The organism is Dyadobacter sp. Leaf189 (assembly GCF_001424405.1).
In the GTDB taxonomy this organism is placed as follows: Bacteria; Bacteroidota; Bacteroidia; order Cytophagales; family Spirosomataceae; genus Dyadobacter.
Genome location: NZ_LMPS01000005.1, coordinates 286,004 through 305,678, shown reverse-complemented (window position 1 = coordinate 305,678; position 19,675 = coordinate 286,004). Strand labels below are relative to the sequence as shown.

At 50.4% G+C, this 19,675-nt stretch carries 12 protein-coding genes; 6 read left to right on the top strand and 6 right to left on the bottom strand.

Features of this window, described 5'->3' with window-relative positions:
* Window position 1: 1 nt before the first annotated feature.
* The 6 genes from ASG33_RS15680 to ASG33_RS15655 form a co-directional block, all read right to left on the bottom strand.
* On the bottom strand, window positions 2-3,577 hold the full coding sequence (locus ASG33_RS15680; RefSeq protein WP_229238669.1) for a SusC/RagA family TonB-linked outer membrane protein: 3,576 nt from the start codon (window positions 3,575-3,577) through the stop codon (window positions 2-4).
* A 373-nt stretch (window positions 3,578-3,950) separates the two neighbouring features.
* Window positions 3,951-5,060: a FecR family protein gene (locus tag ASG33_RS15675; protein ID WP_056287270.1), complete on the bottom strand. Its 1,110-nt coding sequence runs from the start codon at window positions 5,058-5,060 to the stop codon at window positions 3,951-3,953.
* Window positions 5,061-5,205: 145 nt separating this feature from the next.
* Window positions 5,206-5,811 carry an RNA polymerase sigma factor gene (locus ASG33_RS15670; protein ID WP_056287269.1) on the bottom strand — a complete coding sequence of 202 codons (606 nt, stop codon included), beginning with the start codon at window positions 5,809-5,811 and terminating at the stop codon, window positions 5,206-5,208.
* Between the two features lie 22 nt (window positions 5,812-5,833).
* On the bottom strand, window positions 5,834-6,661 hold the full coding sequence (locus ASG33_RS15665) for a class II fructose-bisphosphate aldolase (protein WP_056287268.1): 828 nt from the start codon (window positions 6,659-6,661) through the stop codon (window positions 5,834-5,836).
* Window positions 6,658-7,611: a carbohydrate kinase family protein gene (locus ASG33_RS15660; RefSeq protein ID WP_056287265.1), complete on the bottom strand. Its 954-nt coding sequence runs from the start codon at window positions 7,609-7,611 to the stop codon at window positions 6,658-6,660. The genes ASG33_RS15665 and ASG33_RS15660 overlap by 4 nt, the downstream gene beginning before the upstream one ends.
* A gap of 3 nt (window positions 7,612-7,614) precedes the next feature.
* Window positions 7,615-8,769 (bottom strand): SIS domain-containing protein, encoded by a 1,155-nt coding sequence (locus tag ASG33_RS15655; RefSeq protein WP_056287264.1) that lies wholly within the window; start codon window positions 8,767-8,769, stop codon window positions 7,615-7,617.
* Window positions 8,770-8,991: 222 nt separating this feature from the next.
* Here ASG33_RS15655 and ASG33_RS15650 point away from each other — a divergent pair, with 222 nt between their 5' ends.
* The 6 genes from ASG33_RS15650 to ASG33_RS15625 all read left to right on the top strand — a co-directional run bounded on the left by ASG33_RS15650 (window position 8,992) and on the right by ASG33_RS15625 (window position 19,665).
* Window positions 8,992-11,037 (top strand): S9 family peptidase, encoded by a 2,046-nt coding sequence (locus ASG33_RS15650; RefSeq protein ID WP_056287257.1) that lies wholly within the window; start codon window positions 8,992-8,994, stop codon window positions 11,035-11,037.
* Window positions 11,027-11,911 (top strand): DMT family transporter, encoded by an 885-nt coding sequence (locus ASG33_RS15645; protein WP_056287255.1) that lies wholly within the window; start codon window positions 11,027-11,029, stop codon window positions 11,909-11,911. Before ASG33_RS15650 ends, ASG33_RS15645 begins: the two co-directional genes overlap by 11 nt.
* 104 nt (window positions 11,912-12,015) lie before the next feature.
* Window positions 12,016-13,224, top strand: coding sequence for a hypothetical protein (locus ASG33_RS15640; RefSeq protein WP_056287254.1), 1,209 nt, complete (start codon window positions 12,016-12,018; stop codon window positions 13,222-13,224).
* The gene (locus tag ASG33_RS15635) at window positions 13,221-14,423 is read left to right on the top strand and encodes a hypothetical protein (RefSeq protein WP_056287251.1); all 1,203 of its coding nucleotides are present in this window, start codon (window positions 13,221-13,223) and stop codon (window positions 14,421-14,423) included. The genes ASG33_RS15640 and ASG33_RS15635 overlap by 4 nt, the downstream gene beginning before the upstream one ends.
* A gap of 52 nt (window positions 14,424-14,475) precedes the next feature.
* The gene (locus ASG33_RS15630) at window positions 14,476-16,368 is read left to right on the top strand and encodes a glycoside hydrolase domain-containing protein (protein ID WP_229238666.1); all 1,893 of its coding nucleotides are present in this window, start codon (window positions 14,476-14,478) and stop codon (window positions 16,366-16,368) included.
* Between the two features lie 30 nt (window positions 16,369-16,398).
* Complete coding sequence (locus ASG33_RS15625) at window positions 16,399-19,665, top strand: DUF5107 domain-containing protein (RefSeq protein ID WP_157474796.1); 3,267 nt, start codon at window positions 16,399-16,401, stop codon at window positions 19,663-19,665.
* Window positions 19,666-19,675: the final 10 nt, after the last annotated feature.

The following is a 19,675-nucleotide window of genomic DNA, read 5'->3' as shown; positions in this document are numbered from 1 at the left end:
ATTAATAGTTAATGAGTAAAGAGAACAAATAAGATTGGGTACCGGGGTTATCAAAGTAATCCAGCCCGCGTCCCAGCGACACCTGCGTGTGATTAGAGTCCGGATCAATTCCACGTACGCCGGTCCACAGGAAGAGGTTACGGCCTGATAATCTGAACTCCACGGATTGCAGCTTCGTTGCTTTTCTGAAAGTGGCAGACTGTAATGTGTAGCCCAGCGAAAGCTCGCGCAACCGTGTCCAGCTTCCGTTTACCACAAATTGTTCTTTCAATCCACTGAAACCGCCGCCCAATGTGGTGTAATACGATTCGTCCAACAGCACTTCGCCGGCGCCGAGGTCTGCAATATTTCCTCTGACCGTGGTTCCGGCGGGTACTACTGTCCCTTTAAAGTTTTTGAGATCTCTGGTCAACGTCACCTCTTTGCCCACATCCTCGTGGGTACCATGCGAATACATCACGCCTCGCGTCCCTTCGAAAAAGTCCCCGCCCTGAAAGGTTTCAAACAGCAGGCCGAGCGAGAAGGATTTGTAAGAAAGGTTCGCCCCGAAACCGCCTCTCCAATCCGGATTAGGATCACCGATTTTGGCATTGGCCGCATTCACCGTCGGAAAACCATTGGCATCGAAAATCTTATTGCCCTGATCATCGCGGGCATAATGTCCGCCCATGAATACGCCCACAGGTTGTCCTTCCAACGCATTGATCGTCATGTACCCGCTGATCCCACCGACCTGAACTGCCGTGGCACCGGCCAGGTCGGTGACAAGACTGCGGTTTCGGTTGAGGTTAAAATTGAGCGAAAGTGTCAGGTCTTTTTTTCTGAAAATGTCATAGTTCAGGTCGAAGTCGATACCCTTGTTCTGCATTGTTCCGGCATTCTGGTAAGCGCTGGAAAAACCAGTGGAATTGGGCACCGGCACAGACAGCAGCAGGTCGGTCGTTTTGTTTTTGTAGTAGGTGATCTCCGTTCTCAGCCTGTTTCCCAGGAACCGGAGGTCGGCGCCTACTTCATATTCTGTTTTTCGTTCGGGCCGGAGCTGGTCATTCCCGAAGTTGGCACTTTGCAGGTACGATCCGTTTCCATAGAGCGAGTTACCGGGCACAAACAGCGTTCTGGTACGGTAAGGCGCTGGCTGCGAGCCCACTACGCCATACGAAGCGCGGAGCTTTCCGAAAGACAGCCAGTTGGCTCTTTCAAGAAATTTCAGCTTCGTAAACTGCCACGCCACATCGCCGGAAGGATAATAGAAAGTGTTGTCAGAAGCTTCGCCGAAAGTGGACGCTGCCTCGCCGGCGAATGATAAGTTGAAGAACAATGCCTCGTAAACCGACAGCCCGAGTACCGAATATGCCCGCGCACTTCGAATGTAGGTCTTGCCGTTGTTCGGATTTTTGTTGACCGTCAATGCATTCGAGAAATTCCAGGGACCCTCCGCGATCAAGAAATCAGACATTTCCCCGCCCAGATCCGCGTATTTTCGGTCGTTCAGGTTAAAACCTGCGATCAGGTTTGCCGAGAAATTGGTGTTGAAATTGTGGCTGTACCTTCCGATGAGATCATAGTTCAGCTGGTTTTCCAGAATATTCACTTCACCATACCTTCCATTCAAATTCACCGCATCAGCCTGCGCGGAATTAACCGGGAAAAAGGTTTGGCGCACGTCCGAAGAATTGTCAATCCCGATCCGATTGATGATATCCAGACCTTTGAACGGCGTGATCGTGAGCTCCGCGCTACCAATGAAACGATTGACAGAGTTCGGATTTTTCTGCTCGATCATCGTCCATAATGGATTGTTATACACCGGATTGGAGCTATTGCCCAGATAATTGCGGTACGAACGCTGGCGGTTTACGATCGGTGCTGCATTAGGGCCGCTGTAATAGTTGCCCTTGTAGTCGGTAATGTCAAAATCGGGCGTCATCCGGTAATATCCCAGCAGCATACCCGCTGTATTATTCGATCGCTGCACACGCTCAGAGCGGATCATCGCATAAGAAGCATGCGTCGAAAGCTTGATGATTTCGCTCAGCTTGCTTTCGATATTCAACCTGATCGTGCTGCGTCTGTAATCGCTGTTTTCGCGAAAAACGCCTTTCTGGTACACATCGCTCAGACTGAACAGGTAATTGGAGTTCGCGCCGCCTCCGCTCAGGCTCAAACTGTTATCAAATGCATATCCATTTCTGAAAATGGCGTCGAACTGTTTGTCGGCAAAAACTTCCTGCGAATTTTTCCTGATAATCGGGTAATACTTTTGTCCGGTCTGGTAACCTTCAAAGAACTCGCCGGATTGGTTCACTTCATCCGCACCGCCTGCTCTTGAAGCGATTTTATCGCCCCAAGCATTCCCCGAAGCCGGATTGAATTTTCCCTGATCGCCCTGACCATAAGCCGTTTGGCGCTGGTGAAAGCGGTTGATCTCATCCATTGAATAGCTCGATTTGAATGAAATCTTCATTTTATCATTATAAGAACCGTTTTTGGTGGTAATCACAATCACGCCATTCGCTGCCCGCGAGCCCCAGAGCGCAGCTGCCGACGCGCCTTTTAAAACCTGGATGGACGCAATGTCATCGGGATTAATGTCATTCACACGCGACTGCTGCACTACGCCGCGAATGTTGGTTCCCCCATGAACGGAGCTGTTTATAGGTACACCGTCGACAATGTAAAGCGGCTGCGACGAGCCCGACAATGTGCTTGCCCCGCGGATCTGCACGAACGAACCGCCGCCCGGATCGCTGCCGGAAGACCTTCCGATAAACACGCCGGACGCTTTTCCGGCCATTTTGTTAAGCAAACTGGTTTCGCCGGAAGCGGCAATGCTCTTATCCGTGATTTTTGAACTGGTAGAACCCAGCTTGTCCGCCGACTCTTTAAAACCCAGCGCGGTAACCACCACTGCATCCAGCATTTTGACGTCCGATTCGAGCACGATATTGAAGGTAGTTTGCGCGCTTACGGCAATTTCCTTGTTGACATAACCCACATAGGATAATATCAGCGTCGCATTTTCATCCGGCACGTCTATCTCAAAGGCACCGTCGGTGTTGGTCAATGTCCCGCGCTGCGAGCCTTTCAGCATTACGCTCACGCCCGGGAGTGCCTCCCCCGCTGCATCGCGGACAATGCCCCTGATTTTCCGGTCTGCGCCGGGCGAGACCGCATTCGACGTTTCGGCCTGGTCTCCGGCTTCTTTTGTCGGAGGTAGCGCTTTTTGCAGGATAATCTGTTTGCCTTGCACCTTGTACCGGATGCCTGATCTCAGCAGCAGCTCATCCAGCACATCGGACAGCGGTTGCTGGCGGACGGCCAGGGTTACCTTCTGGTCAGGCGCGATCAGCGTGGCATTGTAGGTAAAATGCACATCGGTCATTTTTTCGATCTGGCGAAGCACATGACGCAATCCTTCGTTTTCGGCCTGAATGGTAATTTTCTGGTTCAATGCATTTTGGGCATCGGCGGGCCGGGCGAGGCTTACGCCGGTAAACAGAAAAACCAACAAAAACTGGTGTATTGATATTTTCATAATTGTACGTGCCAGCCAAAGCGCTTGTCTTTGTTTTTTCATAATTTTGATCGTTTTGTCGAAATCTTGATTAGGGTTGAAGGCAAAATAATCCCGTTCATCTTCTTTGAAGATTTGCATGCTTACAGGTGTACAATGGTTACGGGACCGGGTTGGTGGTGGCTCAAACACCGCCAGCCCTTTTTTGTGGGATCTGGTAAGAGGTTTAGTTCATAGGCAATTTTTGGTTTAGCTTCTAGCTTTTGTTGCTGGCTACTAGTTGTTGTGTTGTTGTTATTGCCTTGTCACCCTGAGCGGACCGGGCCGCCGGGCGGTCGAAGGGTAACGTGCTGCATGTTCCCTTCGACCGCAGCGGCGGCCGCTCCGCTCAGGGTGACAAAAAGCGGACAGCCGACAGCCGAAAGCGGATAGCCCCCTACTCCCTGCACCCACTACCGGAGATGACGATTGCCCCACCCGCTGGCTCGTAACTGGCTTCGATGGCCTGGCAAATGCTGTTTACACGTTCTATCAGCGTTTCTCCACGGAATGATGTGATGATTTTACAGTCTGCAAAAACACGTTCGTCGAAGCTGATCTGAATACCGTAAATGCTTTCCAGCTCTTTGAAAACCTGCGTTACAGGCGTATCGACAAATACCTGCGCCTGCGAATCGGTATTTTGCGTGATGACTTTCAAGTCGGTCAACTGTGTTTTTTCCAATGCCTCAAGCGCTTTGTCGAATACGACCTGCTCGTGCCTGGTGAGCATTACGCCGGGGATTTCGTGTTTTTCGGAAGGTTTGGGAAGGATAAATTCGCCGGCTTTGTGAACGGATACTTTTCCGCTTTTCACACTAACCTTCACATCCTTGTTTTGCGGGAAAGCCGTGACGCGGAATTGCGTGCCCCAAACGCGCGTAACCGTTTCTCCTGCGTACACCAGAAAAGGCTTGCCGTCGTGGGTTACTTCAAAGAATGCATCGCCCGTGAGGGTTACCTTGCGGCTGTCGCCATGGAATGTTTCGGGAAACTGCAAGGTGCTTCCCGGAAAAAGGGTTACAATACTGCTGTCACTCAAAATGAGCGTCTGGTTGTGCTGCGTGTTGTTGTTACGGGAAATTGATAATTGTGAAGCCTGATCAGAACCGTTGCTGCGAAGCGATTGGAGATCATGACGCGAGCTCCACAGCAGAAAGCCCAGTGCAGCAACGAATACCGCCGCCACCCGCCACCAGTAGCTGATCAGCAGAGGCTTTTTCGGTTGAGAATGCTCTTCCAGCTCATCCAGCCGGCCCAACATCTGTTCCACCCGGTGCTGTACTTCTTCTTGCGGCAGCGGCGTCTGATACCGCTGGTGCAGACCGATCACCATGATCCGCGCCTTTTCGTAACGCGCCCGGTGTTCGGGACTGGCGGCAGCCCACGCTTCCCAGAATGCAGCCGAGTCGTGATCGGGATGAAGTATGGAATTCCGGAAATATTCGTCCCGGGCTAAATCTTCACTCGTGTAGGCATTGTAATCGTACATGAATGCAACAGGCATTAAATGGGTGAATTGATACGCGACCCAATGTGTCTGTATGCAGGGTCACCCTATAGTCCGTTTTGCGGCACCACATACCCAGCAACATTCAATTTTTTTTTCGAAGAGTGATAAAAATGCTTTCCGGTGCGCGTAATTGAAGGTTTTATGCTGGTAAAAAAAGGAAAATAACGGAGACCATCAGGGCGACGATCCAGCTTTCCTTTATTTTCCGGAGCGTTCGGTGCAGCAGATTGGCTACACTCTGGCGGGTAAGGCCCATGATATGGGATATCTCGTCAAATTCGAGTCCCTGATAAAAGCGGAGATAAATGATTTCCTGCTGGCGGGCGGTGAGCGTACCGAGCGCTGCAGTCAGCTGCCGCATTTGGGCTGTTTCCTCTTCATTCAAAACCATACGCGATTCGATTGAAATATCAGCCTCTGCAGCAAAAGGCACTTCCCGGGGTTGCTGGAAACGTTTTAACCGGATACTTTCCTTGAAGATCTTGTTGCGAAGTGCCCGCAGCAGGTAAGTTTTGACGAAATCTGTTTTAGACAGAAAGCCGCGCCGTTCCCACAATTCAAGAAAAAGCTCCTGAATGCAGTCCGAAACAAAATCCTCATCATGATTCAGATTCAATCCGTAGTTGTACAACAGCTGGTAATAATGCAGCGCGAGCTTTCCGAAAGCTTCCTTGTCGCCCGCCCTGAACCGGTCCCACAATAGCTCGTGCGAAATCGGTTGAGATATGTTGATCGTATCGTTCAAGGCACGGGTGTTTGGATTTGCTTTACACCGTCACATTCTCAACCATTTCCAGCTTGGTTTTCACCAGCTCGGTGATCTTGCAGGTTGCTTTTGGAAATACCTTGCGCAGGTCGATGTCCTGGTTATTGGTCAGCTCCGTTTTGAGCGAAGCCATGAATATATTCTTGATCTCGGTGGCCAGGTTCACCTTGCAGATCCCGTTGGAAATCGCCTGCTGTACCTGGTTGTGCGGCACGCCTGAGCTGCCGTGCAAAACGAGGGTAGCGGCCGTTTTTTCTGCGATCCGCCGCAGCAGGTCAATGTCCAGTTTGGGTTCCTGTTTGTAAAAACCGTGGGCGGTACCGATTGCAACTGCCAATGCATCTACACCCGTTTCCTCCACAAAAGCTGCCGCTTCATCAGGTTGTGTAAATCCGCTGCCATCGTGCGACTGGCCCAGTTTGGCCACATAACCCAGCTCCGCCTCTACGTGCACACCATAACTTTTCGCCCGCTGAACAACCTCTTTGGTAAGCTTTACATTTTCTTCAAAAGGCAGCTCACTCCCGTCGATCATCACCGAATCAAAACCTGCATCCAGACAACGCTGCACCAGGTCCACCGATCCGCCATGGTCCAGGTGGATCCAGCCTTCGACGCCGAACTCTTCCAGCCCGTTCCGTCCCAGGCTGACCGCCGTTTTCAGGCCCATATAGTCAATGGAGCTTTGCGTAAGCTGCAGAATGACAGGCTGTTTTAAATCTGCTGCTGCCTGTAACACGCCATGAAGGGTTTCCAGATCGTAATAATTGGTCGCCAGAAGGCCTTTTTTAAGCTTCGTAAGTTCCCTTAATTTTTCTTTTAGTCTCATATCAGGTTTAGTTCCAGCCCCCAAAAGGCTTGTATGTTTTCGCTCAGCTTTTGGCGGTCGCAGAATGCACCGGTGCCTCCTGCGGCGGTCGTGTTGACGGCGCCCATCAGATTTCCCTCCCGCAGACAGTCTTCCAGACTGCCGCCAGCCATATATTTCCTTATAAACCCCGCATTGAATGAATCGCCCGCGCCGATCGCGTCCACAAATTGCGTCCCCTCGAAAGCAGGTACGGCCACCTGCTCGTCGCCGCGGATACCCATGCTCCCGTTCCGGCCCATTTTCAAAGCCAGCGTATTCAGGTAAGGTTGTATGGTTTCAATGGCGCTGCCGACCGAACCGGCTCCTGTAAGTGCGAGCAGTTCTGCTTCATTGGGCATGAAAACGTCCACATAAGGAAGGCAGCGCGCATAGTCGAATGCCCATTGCTCGGCAGGGTCCCATTGCAGGTCGAGGGAGGTCGTCATCCCGACTGTTTTGGCTTTGATCAATACCTGCTCAATGTCTTGCCGGATTCCCTCCTGCAAAAACACGCTCGACAAGTGCAGATGCTGGTAGGAATCGATTTGGCCCAATGGTATATCATGGATAGTCAATGCATTCATCACACCTGGAAAAGTCACGTTGGCGCGGTCCTGCTCGTAGCTCATGACGAGTGTGCAGCCCGTTTTCTGGCCTTTTCGCGTTTTAATGTGCGCGCAGTCAACCGATTTGCTCCGAAGTTCCCGAAGGACAAATTCCCCGAAATAATCATCACCCACCATCCCGCAAAAGGCAGTATCCACGCCCAGCGCGGCACTGTTCGCGGCCATAATCGCTGACGAGCTGCCGAGACAGATGTTCATTTCTTCCGCAATCGTCTCCTTGCCTACCGTCGGAAAAGCATGGATTTCGTTCAATATGAGGTCGACGTTGAGTTCGCCTACGACCAGTAACTTCGCGTTTGACATGGTTTACTCCTGATAAATATTCACTCCCTGCACTACCCTGCTGATCGAGCCCGATGTGGACGGACTGTCGGGATTAAGTCCCGCATGCAGCGCGCTGTAATAGCCCATCAGCTGCCCCACGAGGGTGGCGGCGATCATTTGGTACTCGTTTTCGGGATCCATTTTCAATGTAATTGTATTGCTGTTCGGCAGTTCAAGTCCGCCCGCGCGTCCTATTTGCAGCGACCTGATAGACCTTGCATCTCTCGCGGTATCTTCCGCCAGGTCCCGCTCGTAGCGCAGGATGTGCGGGTTTCTTGAAAACAGGTATACCAATAGCGTATTTTCATTGACAAAAGCCCGCGGCCCGTGTCTGAAGCCCAGAAAGGAATCCGACATACATACCTGTTTTCCGTCGGTCAGTTCCAGCAATTTCAAATGGCACTCTCTGGCAATTCCCAGCATTTCACCCGAGCCCAGAAAAACTACCCTTTCAAAGCCCTTTTGTACCAGGCTTTCGAGTAAAAATTTATTTTCAAAAATCACTTTTCCCTGCGCAACTATGTGCTGCACTTTGGAATACGACCCTTCAATCGTAGCTACATTCGCCACCAGCAGCGCCGTAAGCAGCATGCAGGTAAAGCTGCTCGTCATCGCCAGACTTTTGTCGTTGGTCGCCTCGGGCAATATGATACAGTAAGCTTTATCCGGGTTAGCGGCGCCCATGTGAGCGAGCGCGCCGTCGTTGTTGCAGGTGATGATCAGATGGTATACTTCATCGCAGCATTGATCCGCCAGCTTCACGGTCTCCACACTTTCAGGACTGTTTCCCGAGCGGGCAAATGAAATGAGCAGCGTGGGTACCGATCGTATAAATGTAGCTTGCGGCTGTGTGACGATCTCGGTCGTTGGTACTGCCTGCACAGACTTCTGCCAGGCTTTTTGCAACGTTCCCTGTGCGGAATCGCCGATATAGCCAGAGGTACCTGCGCCGGTGAGCACAATGCGCAATTGTTCCTTTTCGAGAATCGGGTTCAGAAAACCCGCGATCGCTTCACTTTGCTGATGAACTAAATGGTATACTTCTTCCCACAGCGCAGGCTGTGACAGTATCTCTCTTCGCGTGTGTGCTTCCCCATGGCTTTCGGGCGCATGGATGCCACTGTTAATTTTTATCATTCCCGCAGTATCAGAGGATGGTGGTTTTGTAAAATTTTGAAGTATGCTAATATGACGATTCAAATTAAACATCATAAAACGAAAGTAAAAAATATTACTAAACCTTTCTTTTAATTTATTTAATCTTACCCCTATCTTGCAAGAAAAATAAAGGCGTATATTAAGCAAGCAACAACCGGTGACCGGCTTGCCATGCAGATAATCGCTTCCTGACCCACATTTATGATCCCTACTGAAAAGGCCTCGCCACAAGGACTTGTAATAGCAGACTTATGCAAAATCAGAAAGGCAGGCACCCCATTATTGTCGCCCGATAACCGATATCTTGTTTATCACCTTGGATTAGCCGATTTCGATGCGGACAGCCGGTACGATGAAATCATTTTAATGCCGCTGGAAGGTGAAACCAAAAAGAGCATCGCCCGCGGCACTGCCCACGCCTGGTCGCCGGACGGAACGGCATTATTATACGAAACCGAAGACGGAGCGCTGCATATATATGATGTAGCCAATACAAACAGCCGCTTTCTGGTGCAGCGTTATGAGTCTTCGTATTTCATCAATCATCTTGCCTTAAATAATTGCATCTGGTCGCCGGATGGGAAATACGTTGCTTATGTAAGTGCTGACGTTTCGGTGACAGAAACGGAAACACCAGCCGTGCGCGTATTCGACGACTTGCTATATAAAAGCAAAGGGGGCCGCGGCAGACCGACCTTTGCGGACCAGGCCGGAACGCACATTTACCTGATTCCGGCTGCGGGCGGTGCGCCTGAGCTGGTTACCCCAGGTTCGTGCAACGAACATTCCATTACTTGGTCGCCTGACAGCCAGCACATTGCATTTGTCAGTAACCGAACGGAACGACCTGATGATATCCAGCAGAGCGAAATCTGGATGGTTGATATCAATACAAAAGCAATTACGCAACTGACTGACAGCAAAGGCCTCGGTTATCAGCCAGCCTGGTCGCCCGATGGAAATTACATTGCATTTCTGGCGACATCAGAAGCAATCGGTACCAACGATAGTCCTGCCGAAGACACGCACATTGCGCTGGTTTCGGCCAATGGCGGAGCATCAAACTACATCAGCAAAAGCTTGGATCGCCGCATCGAGCATATTCGCTGGCATCCTTCGGGACGACATATTTACTTTACTGCCGGCGACAGGGGGGACACTTCTGTTTTTCGGGTTGATATTGAAAATGAAGAGATTGAGATTGTGCAGGGAGGAGCGGGTTGTGTTTCGGAGTTTTGTTTAGATGCGTCGGGTGAGGGTTTGGTGTTTGTGAAGTCGAGTTCAAATTGTCCGGCCGAGATTTTTATAGCTAGAAATCAAAATTTGGGTACTGAGCAGCATTATGGCAGAGGCCCTTCGACCGCCCGGCGGCCCGGTGCGCTCAGGGTGACAAAACATATTGAACAAATTACTCAGGAGAATACAGCTTTGCTTGCGGTGAAAACGTTGCAACCGGCTGAATCATTCTGGTTTGAAAGTTTTGACGGTACGCAGGTTCAAGGTTGGCTTGTGCCGCCGGTTGATTTTGATCAAAAAATAAAGTACCCGCTCATTCTGGTGATCCACGGCGGTCCGCACAATATGTTTGGCCAGGATTTCGATGAGCGAATGCATTTGCTTTCACAGGCAGGTTATGCGGTGGTTTACATTAATCCCCGAGGCAGCCACGGTTATGGACAGCAGTTTTCTAATGGGACCCTGAATAACTGGGGAGGGGCTGATTATCAGGATTTAATGGCCGGTGTTGATTTTATTTTAGGTCAAAAAACCTGGCTGGACGATGAGAAATTGGGGGTTACTGGACAGAGTTATGGAGGTTATATGACCAACTGGATCATCACCCAAACTCCCCGTTTTAAAGCCGCGGTCGCCGATGGCGGACTGAGTAACCTGGTCAGTTTTGCGGGCACTTCGCTGTACCATTCTTTAATGGAATCCGAATTTGGCGGTCGCGCTTATGATCGTTTTGATTTACTCTGGAAATGGTCGCCGCTGCGGAATGTGGCCCAGGCGACCACGCCGACGCTGATTTTGCACGGCGAAACTGATAATGAAGTGCCCTTCACACAGGCCGAAGAAATGTACATTGCCCTTAAAAAACGCGGCGTGGAAACCCAGCTCGTACAGTATACCGGCGAAGGCCACGGCTGGCGGCCCGACCTGAGCCCGGGCAACCGCGCCGACCTGAGTGGGCGGATGATTCAATGGTTTGACAAATATGTAAAAGCAAGCGTTAATGAGCAGTAAGACAAATAGTTGGCTGATTTATGTGATTATTCACGTCCTGTTCATCGGCATATGGGGCGCAGTCATTGAGATTCCCGAAAAAGCTGGTTTCCCTGCCACGCTCGGCTATGTAGTCTGGGCGCTGACGATGATCCCGGCTTCATTGGCAGCCTTAAAAATCAAAGGCTGGAAGCTGGATTTCAACAGAAAAGCCATGCTCTGGGGCGGCGCAGCGGGACTGCTCGGCGCTGGCGGCCAGCTGGTACTTTTCTTCGTGCTGCGCATTGCGCCGGCTTACCTGGTATTTCCGCTCCTTTCACTCACGCCAGTGGTAACGATTTTAATGGCGGTTTTGCTTCTGCACGAAAAAACGGGCAAACTAGGCTGGATTGGCGTGGCGCTGGCACTGGTTTCCATTTTCATGCTTTCTTACCAACCTGCAGGCGCGACGCAGGTGAGCGGTTACACGTGGATGCTGCTGGTGGCGATCCCGCTTTTTGCCTGGGGCGCGCAGGGGTACATCATGCGCTTTGCGAATGAGATTATGTCCGCCGAAAGTCTGTATTTCTATATGATGGCGACTTCTGTGACGCTCATTCCCTTTGCGTTGTATCTCACCGATTTCAGTCAGCCGATCGAATGGAGCTTTAAAGGCCCGTACTTGTCGGCGATCATTCAGTCGCTGAATGCATTTGGCGCATTGTGCCTGGTGTATGCGTTCCGTTACGGCAAGGCAATAATTATTGCGCCAATTACAACCGCTCTTTCTCCGGTACTCACCGTTGCCTTGTCACTAGCTATATATCAAACAATCCCACACCCTGTCATTGTAGCAGGTATCGTTTTGGCTATTGTTTCAGCCTTATTTATGGGATACGAAGAAGTTTCAAATTGAAATGAAATAAAAAAGAAAGATTTCGAAAGTTTTGTTATTTTATTTATGCCGGACTAGTTATATTAGCATAATCAAAAACAATAACTACCTAAACCTTTAACTTCTTGACACGTTCATTACACCTCTGGCTGTATTTGATGTGCGCCGCCACTTCTTTTGCCCAGAAATCGCCCACCGAAGATAAGAATACCGTCTTCATCGAGTACCCTGATTTTCCTGAAGCGCATTCCACCTGGGGTTCGATCGGGTACAATGCCGCTTCCAATACCGTGCACATCGGAGTCACCAATCACGCCAATAACATTGGTCTGTACACGTTTGACGCTTCGCAAAAAACGATGAAACTCAACGGTTTCATTAAAGAAATGGCCAACCTGCGACCGTATCAATGGCAGGGAAAAATACATTCTAAAATTGTGGCGGCTCCCGACGGTTCCATTTATTTTTCTACCGACGGCGGTGAGTCTCGAGAAGAGTACTTGATGGAGCATCCGCAAGGTTATGCCGGCGGTTTTTTCATGAAATGGGATGCCAAAAACGGTTTGAAAAACCTGGGAATCGGAATGCAATATGAAAGCATTAAAGATGTGGATATTGACCCGAAAACAGGAACATTGTACGGCATTACCTATCCTCAGGCGCATTTCCTGGTTTACAATCCGGAAAAAAATCAAATGCGCGACCTCGGTCGCCTGGCCAGCTCGCACGTGCCGCGTGTATTGTTCACCGATTGGTGGGGAAACTGCTATTATGTCGACTGGCGGCAGCGGCTGGTGAAGTATGAAAAGGATAGCGACAGTCTGGTTTTTGCCCGAGAAGCATTGCCCGCATTCCCCGGCACGCCCGGTTCCAAGATCATCACCGGCGTAACGGCCTATGCCAAAGATGAAGCAAAAGGCATTATTTACCTGGTTACCTACGGCGCAAAACTGATCGCGTTCCATCCTGAAAAACAAGGCATTGGCAAAGTGGAAGACCTTGGCGGTGTGATCGAAACAGGAAAGGCGCCCGCCTGGGGACCTTATGTTCCGAACCTGAACATTGGCCAAAATGGCAAGCTGTACTACATCATCGGCGGACACGGTAACTATGTTTTGAAAGACAAAACGGTGCTGGTGGAATTCGATCCGGCGACCAAAAAACCGACGATTCTGCGCGAGTACCCTACCACTTCCATGACCGAGGCCACGGGTTCGGATATCAGGGACAAAGACGGGAACCTGTATTTTGCAGCCCGTCGCCGCACAGGTGAAGGCGATTCCAGCCGGCCGTTTATGATCCAGTTCAATCCCGAAAAAGAAATCCGGAAATGAGAAATCTTATCCAAAACATACTCATACCCGCGCTGACGCTGGCCAGCTCAGCCCCGCTTTTTGCGCAATACGAATTCTTCACGCCCAAAGATGCATTTGCCATCGAAGTGTCGCTTCCTAATAGTAGCGAAAAGCGGCTGCCGATGTACCGGAATGCGATCACATCACTGCACGTACAGGGCGACAGGGTAATCGGTGGCACTACCGCAAAGGAAGGATTGTCGCCTTACCTCTTTGTCACCTCACTTTCCGGTCGCAAAATGCTGGCTATGAAAGATTTGCAGGAAACCATTCCCGGACAAAAAGCAATTGCAACGGGCTTTTGCAAGGGCGCTGGCAATGTGCTTTACGCAGGAACATTATCGCATTCCGGCAAAGACCAGCAAGCCGGACACTTATTACAGGTAACTATTGGCAGCGGCGACGCAATCGAGGTAAAAGACCTTGGCTCCCCCATTGCCGGAGAAGGCATTTTCACATTGTTAAGCAATGCGCAAGGCACAGCGCTTTACGGCATCAGCTACCCGAGCGGAAAGTTTTTCACCTATGATATCGCTTCAAAAAAGACACAGGTTTTCGACGAAGTAGCACCTAAGGAAAAGGAGTTAAAAAACGCGCACGATTTTGCGGTCGGCCCGGAGGTGTATTTGTGCAAAGCATTGATTCAGGATAGTAAAGGGTTGGTTTACGGCAGTGCCGCGGGAAACCGAATTTTTACTTTTGACCCTGCAAAAAAGAGCATTTCGTTTCTGGAAACGCCGCTTCCCGCCGTTTGGGGACGCGAGGTATTGGGACAAGTGGAAGCCTGGGCTAAGGCTCCGAATGGAAAATTGTACGGCGGTAATGCCGGTGACGGTCAATTGTTTGTACTGGACCCTGCAACCAAAACAATCAAAAACCTGGGTAAACCGACGATGATGCCGCGCTTGCAGGCGCTGGCTTTTGGCGGCGACGGGAAATTGTACGGCCTGGCTGGCGGCGCGCCGGGTTACTCGCATTTGTTTTCTTACGACGAAAAAGCCGGTTTTGTTGATCTTGGAAATCCCGAGTTTAAAATGGTAGAGCCGGGCATTGAGCAAGGCATTTTGTGGCGCGGCTTCCAGCTGAGCACGCTGGCTTCGTCGGCCGACGGCAAGTATATGGTGATCGGCGAAGATGAAGCTTTGAGCCAGCTTATGATCTTTCCTACCACGAAATAGCGACCCCAAACCCCACTTCAAAATGTTAAGATTTACAACAAAAATGCTTTGCATGATTGCATTCTCCGCATTCAGCAGCATCAATAACACTTTCGGCGCAGACCCGTGGCAACTGCGCGCCCTACCCTCCTCCGTCAGGCTTGATCCCGTTTCAAATGAAATTATAGAACATCGGTTCAAAGGCGTGCCTTCCAGTGCATCAGCCAAAGGAAATTTGCTGGATAAGAACTGGATTTACGACGGGAAACAGGTTTCCCTGCATGCTGCGCGGGGTGAATATGTTTCTTTTCAGCTGGTTCTGACCAATGAAGCCGATGCCGAGCTGACCGGGATCAAATTGGAAATGGCGCCATTCAAAAATGGTAATGCAGAACTTGCCATTAAGCCTGAGCTCTTTTTGGAATGGTCTGTCAATGTGCAAAGTACGAGCACGGGTTACCTGAAAGCGAGCTTGGGAAAAGGCTGGTATCCTGACGCGCTGATCCCCTTTAAATTTATCCAAACCGACTCCGCCAAAGTGCGCGGGCGCTGGGTATATCCGTTCACATTGCCCGACTTTAACAACCGCATCCCCAACCAAAAATCACAGATCATCTGGGTCGACCAGTTTGTTCCCATTGACGCGCAGAAAGCAAAACCTGGCACCTATCAAAGCGTCATTTCGGTCACAATCGGCGGACAGACTAAGCAGATTCCGGTGAGCATGACGGTCTGGGATTTTGAGCTGCCGAATGAAAATGCGTTCAAGGCCAGTCTGCAACACGAAGGTTTCCTGAGCCGCATGGACCCAAAACAGGAACTGGCTGTGTACCAGCTTTTCAAGCGAAATAGAATCTCATTAATGGACCCGACTTACGATCCTGAGATCCAGGTGAAAAACGGAAAGGTCGAAATCCAGTGGGACAAGTTTGACAAACAACTCAAAAAATACCTGACCGGCGAAGCTTTCACGGCTGCACAGGGCTATGCTTACGGCCCCGGCTACGGCGAGCCGCTGGAAACTTTTGCACTTCCATTTGATGTGTACGGAAAACATGGTACTGCCGGCTGGCCGGATATCGGCAAACCCGAAGTGGAGCGCAATGCAGCCAATCAGGCTATTTATAGCAGCGCGATCAAACAGGTACGTCAGCACTTGGTGCCGATGGTGAATCCTAAAAAGACGCTGCTGACGGTGTATCTGAACGGTCTGGACGAATCGTACTTTCCCGAAGCCTGGTCGCGGATGGTGTTTTATGGTAATCTGTTTAAAAAGGAATATCCCGAGGCAAAATTCCGCGTGGACGGCGCTTATACCAAAGAGGCGATGGACGTGATCGGCAAATCGATCACCGACTGGGCGTCGCATACCATCAACTACAACATCGATACCGTAAAATCGTATCAGCAAATGGGCATCAAGGACTGGCTTTACGGTCCGATGCTCTACGAAGCGAAGCTCAACAGCTGGGTAGGAAGCTCGACATTCATCGACCTGCCGCTGGTTAACGACCGTGCGATCAGCTGGTCTTGCTGGAAATACAAAACCTTCTCGTGGATCAGCTGGGGCATCGGTGCGGGCTGGGAACGCGGCTGGTACGATCCCGAATCGTGGAAAGACTTTTATAAAGAAGCCTCTGAGGCCGACGCGGAATTTACCTACCGCGCATTCAATGGAAACGGCTCGGTGATTTACAAACCCGGCATGGTGCCCAATGTATCCGAACCTTGCCCGTCGATCCGTCTGAAAACAATGCGTGACGGTGTCCAGGAGTACGAATATCTCCGCCTGCTGGCCAAGCTCGATGGCGACACCAAACGTGCGGATGCGCTTGTGAATCAACTCATTAAAGAACCTTTCGGAGACAGATCCATTGGTAACCTCGATGTGTGGAGTTACGATCAGGAGCAATGGCATAAGGTCCGCATGGAGCTCGCAGGGCTTATTTTGAAAAGCAAAAAGTAATATCGCGACTATTTAAAATTTATCATCTGCGTGAGTGCCCTCTCCTCTTTTTCTCTGCCGTTGAATGCCAGAACAACCCGGTTTGTTCTGGCTTTACTGGCAACTTCGCCAGCGTTAATCGCGCAAAAAGCCAGTATCACCGAGCAGGTCCAGGCGATGAAAACATACCCGTTTTCTGATCCCAGCCCGCTGCCGGTGATGGGAATCGGCAAAAAAGTTGCGCCGTTTTATCCATATTATGTTTTCGACGGCTATACGGACAAAAGCACGACCAAAAACTGGAAAATCGTAGAACTGGAAAACCCGTACATCAAAGTGCAGGTGCTGCCGGAAGTGGGTGGGAAAGTCATGGGCGCGACTGAGAAATCGACGGGCGAGGAGTTTGTATACACCAATCACGTCATGAAATTCCGCGCGATCGGCATCCGTGGACCATGGACGAGCGGCGGCATTGAGCATAACTTCGGCCTCGACCTCGGTCACGCTCCCTGGGCAGCTGCGGCGGTGGATTATGTGATGCAAAACAATCCCGACGGCAGTGTAACCTGCGTCGTAGGCGGCCTGGACCTGGCTTCGCGAACGCAATGGCGCGTCAAAATCGTGCTCCCGAAAGACAAGGCATATTTCGAAACGCAAAGTCTTTGGTACAATCCCCTACCCCTGCACGATTCCTATCTTTCCTGGGAAAATGCGGCTTTCCGGGCTTCTGATGATATGCAGTTCTTTTTTCCGGGCACGCATCATGTGGGGCACGATGGCAATGCAAGTCCGTGGCCCGTGGATGAAAAAGGCGTGGATCTGTCTTTTTACAAAAACAATAATTCGGGCGGCGACAAATCTTATCACGTCGTCGGCACGCATACGGAATGGTTTGGCGGCTACTGGCACGACCGCAAATTTGGCTTTGGTCACTGGGCACCTTATTCGGATGCGCCAGGCAAGAAACTGTGGATCTGGTCGCGGGCGCGTGAAGGTGGCATCTGGGAAGATTTGCTGACGGATAAAGACGGGCAATATATTGAGGCACAGTCGGGTGTGACATTCAACCAGGCGGCGGAGCGAAGCGGGTTCCATAGTCCGTATAACCAGAAGTCACTGGGACCATTTTATTCTGAGACCAAAACAGAATACTGGTTCCCGGTCAAAGGCGCGGGCGGGATGGTGGATGCATCGCCTTATGGTACGCTGAATGTGACATCTGCTGGTGATAGTTTGAAAATCATTATCAACCCGATTTCTTTCATTCATGATACGCTAAAAGTGGCGGTTAGCGGAAAAACGATTTTTCAAAATCCGCTGCAATTGAAACCGATGGAGGTCTTTGTGAAAACAATTCCGCTGTCGGGTATCGATCAAAAATCAGTTCGCGTAAGTGTTGGCAATGATCGGTTGGTGTATGCTGCTCAGCCCGAAAAGATTTTAGACCGACCTATTATTTCAGCCGAAAAACAGGATCCACATTCAGCGGAGCGCATTTTTGAATTGGGTGAAGATGAAAACGCGATGCGCAATTTTCAAGGCGCACATCAGCGTTTCCTGGCCGTCTTGGAAAAAGAACCGACGCACAGCGGCGCGTTGGTTAGGCTGGCGGAGTACCATTATCGCAAAGGTGAATATGCGCAGGGTCTGGATTTTGCAAGAAGAGCTCTGGCTGAAAATACCTATCACGGCGGCGCAAACTATTTATATGGAGCACTTCATCGCAAGCTCGGCGACCTGACGAAAGCGGAAGAAGCATTGTCGGTTGCAACCTGGACAATGGAATATCGATCGGGCGCCTACGCGCAGCTGGCGGGTATTGCATTGCAAAAGCAGGATTATGAAAAAGCGGAGCACGATGCGAGGAAAGCACTGGATTACAACCGCAACAACCTGACTGCCTATCAATTGCTAGGTACTGCGTTGCGAAAGTTGAACAAACCGGAACAAACCGCGCAGGTTTGGAAAGAACTGCTGGAAGTCGATCCGCTTAGCCACTACGCTCATTTTGAGCAATATCTGCTTGCGCCCAATAAAGAAAACCAGACCATTTTCCAGCAGGCGATCCGCAACGAGCTACCACATGAAACGTACCTGGAACTGGCGATGGATTATGTCAATCAGGGCCAGAATCAGGAAGCGAAACAGGTGCTCGCATTAGCACCCGCCTACCCTACTGTTTCTTACTGGCTAGCCTATTTAAATCGTGATTCCGCGCCTGCTGAAAGTAAAAAGCATTTGCAGGATGCCATTGCAATGTCGCCGGAGTTTGTATTTCCTTTTCGTTTGGAAACCATTCCCGTATTAATGTGGGCTGAAAAGCAGCTTCCTTCCTGGAAAAACCGCTATTATCTGGGTCTGATTTACTGGCATCTTGCGGATAAAGAAAACGCGAAGACGCACTTTGCAGCCTGCAAAAACGAACCCGACTTTGCACCTTTTTATATGGCGAGGGGAACACTTTTTCAAGGCGACGCTGCTTCCAAACAACAGGCGCAGCTTGATCTTGAAAAAGCAAACCAGCTCAATCCCAAGGAGTGGCGCACATGGCATTACCTAACCCAGCATTTCAATACTGGGGGCGAGAGCGTGCGGGAAAAAGCCTTAACCAACGCGCAGAAGGCGTACGAACGTTTTGCTGATAACCCGGTAATCGGAATTGATTATGCAAAATCGCTATTGAATGCAGGCAACTTTTCGGCAAGTTTGCGTGTGCTTGAAAAAGTGAAAGTACTACCGCAGGAAGGTGCGCGGGAGGGACATACATTATATGTAATTGCAAATCTGGCAAATGCGCTTACTTTGGTTGAAAATAAAAAGTACAAGGAAGCATTAAAATCACTTGAAAAGGCCCGCCTCTGGCCTGAAAACCTGGGCACCGGAAAACCCAACGAACCGGATACGCGGCTGATCGATTACCTGGCTGCCTATTGCGAAAAGCAACTTGGCCACGCGGAAAGAGCCCGCCAGTACGAGCAAAGAATTATTGACTATTCCCTTAATCCTGACAAAGCAGGCAACCGCAATGCATTCAGCAACTACCTTGGCGTGAAGCTGTTGAGGGATTCCGGCAAACCGGATCTGGCATCGAAATACCTGACTGAGTTTAAAGCAGAGCAGGATTCACTGCGCAAATGGGAAATTTTACCAGGCTCCGACGCGCCGGAAGTGAAATGGATTTTAGCCCAAACCGTAAACGATAAAACGCTCGCTGACAAGCTCAGAAAAGAATTAACAGCAGATAAAAAATACAACCTGACTACGCTCTTTTTTAGAACACTTGATCTGGTCGAAATGCGCAAAAAGGAGGAACAGTAATGCATGAACT

What these genes read in the sequence shown, in the direction of transcription:
- ASG33_RS15680 (WP_229238669.1), bottom strand. Translation starts at nt 3,577, where the DNA reads ATGAAAAAACAAAGACAAGCGCTTTGGCTGGCACGTACAATTATGAAA.
- ASG33_RS15675 (WP_056287270.1), bottom strand. Translation starts at nt 5,060, where the DNA reads ATGCCTGTTGCATTCATGTACGATTACAATGCCTACACGAGTGAAGAT.
- ASG33_RS15665 (WP_056287268.1), bottom strand. Translation starts at nt 6,661, where the DNA reads ATGAGACTAAAAGAAAAATTAAGGGAACTTACGAAGCTTAAAAAAGGC.
- ASG33_RS15660 (WP_056287265.1), bottom strand. Translation starts at nt 7,611, where the DNA reads ATGTCAAACGCGAAGTTACTGGTCGTAGGCGAACTCAACGTCGACCTC.
- ASG33_RS15655 (WP_056287264.1), bottom strand. Translation starts at nt 8,769, where the DNA reads ATGATAAAAATTAACAGTGGCATCCATGCGCCCGAAAGCCATGGGGAA.
- ASG33_RS15650 (WP_056287257.1), top strand. Translation starts at nt 8,992, where the DNA reads ATGATCCCTACTGAAAAGGCCTCGCCACAAGGACTTGTAATAGCAGAC.
- ASG33_RS15645 (WP_056287255.1), top strand. Translation starts at nt 11,027, where the DNA reads ATGAGCAGTAAGACAAATAGTTGGCTGATTTATGTGATTATTCACGTC.
- ASG33_RS15635 (WP_056287251.1), top strand. Translation starts at nt 13,221, where the DNA reads ATGAGAAATCTTATCCAAAACATACTCATACCCGCGCTGACGCTGGCC.
- ASG33_RS15630 (WP_229238666.1), top strand. Translation starts at nt 14,476, where the DNA reads ATGATTGCATTCTCCGCATTCAGCAGCATCAATAACACTTTCGGCGCA.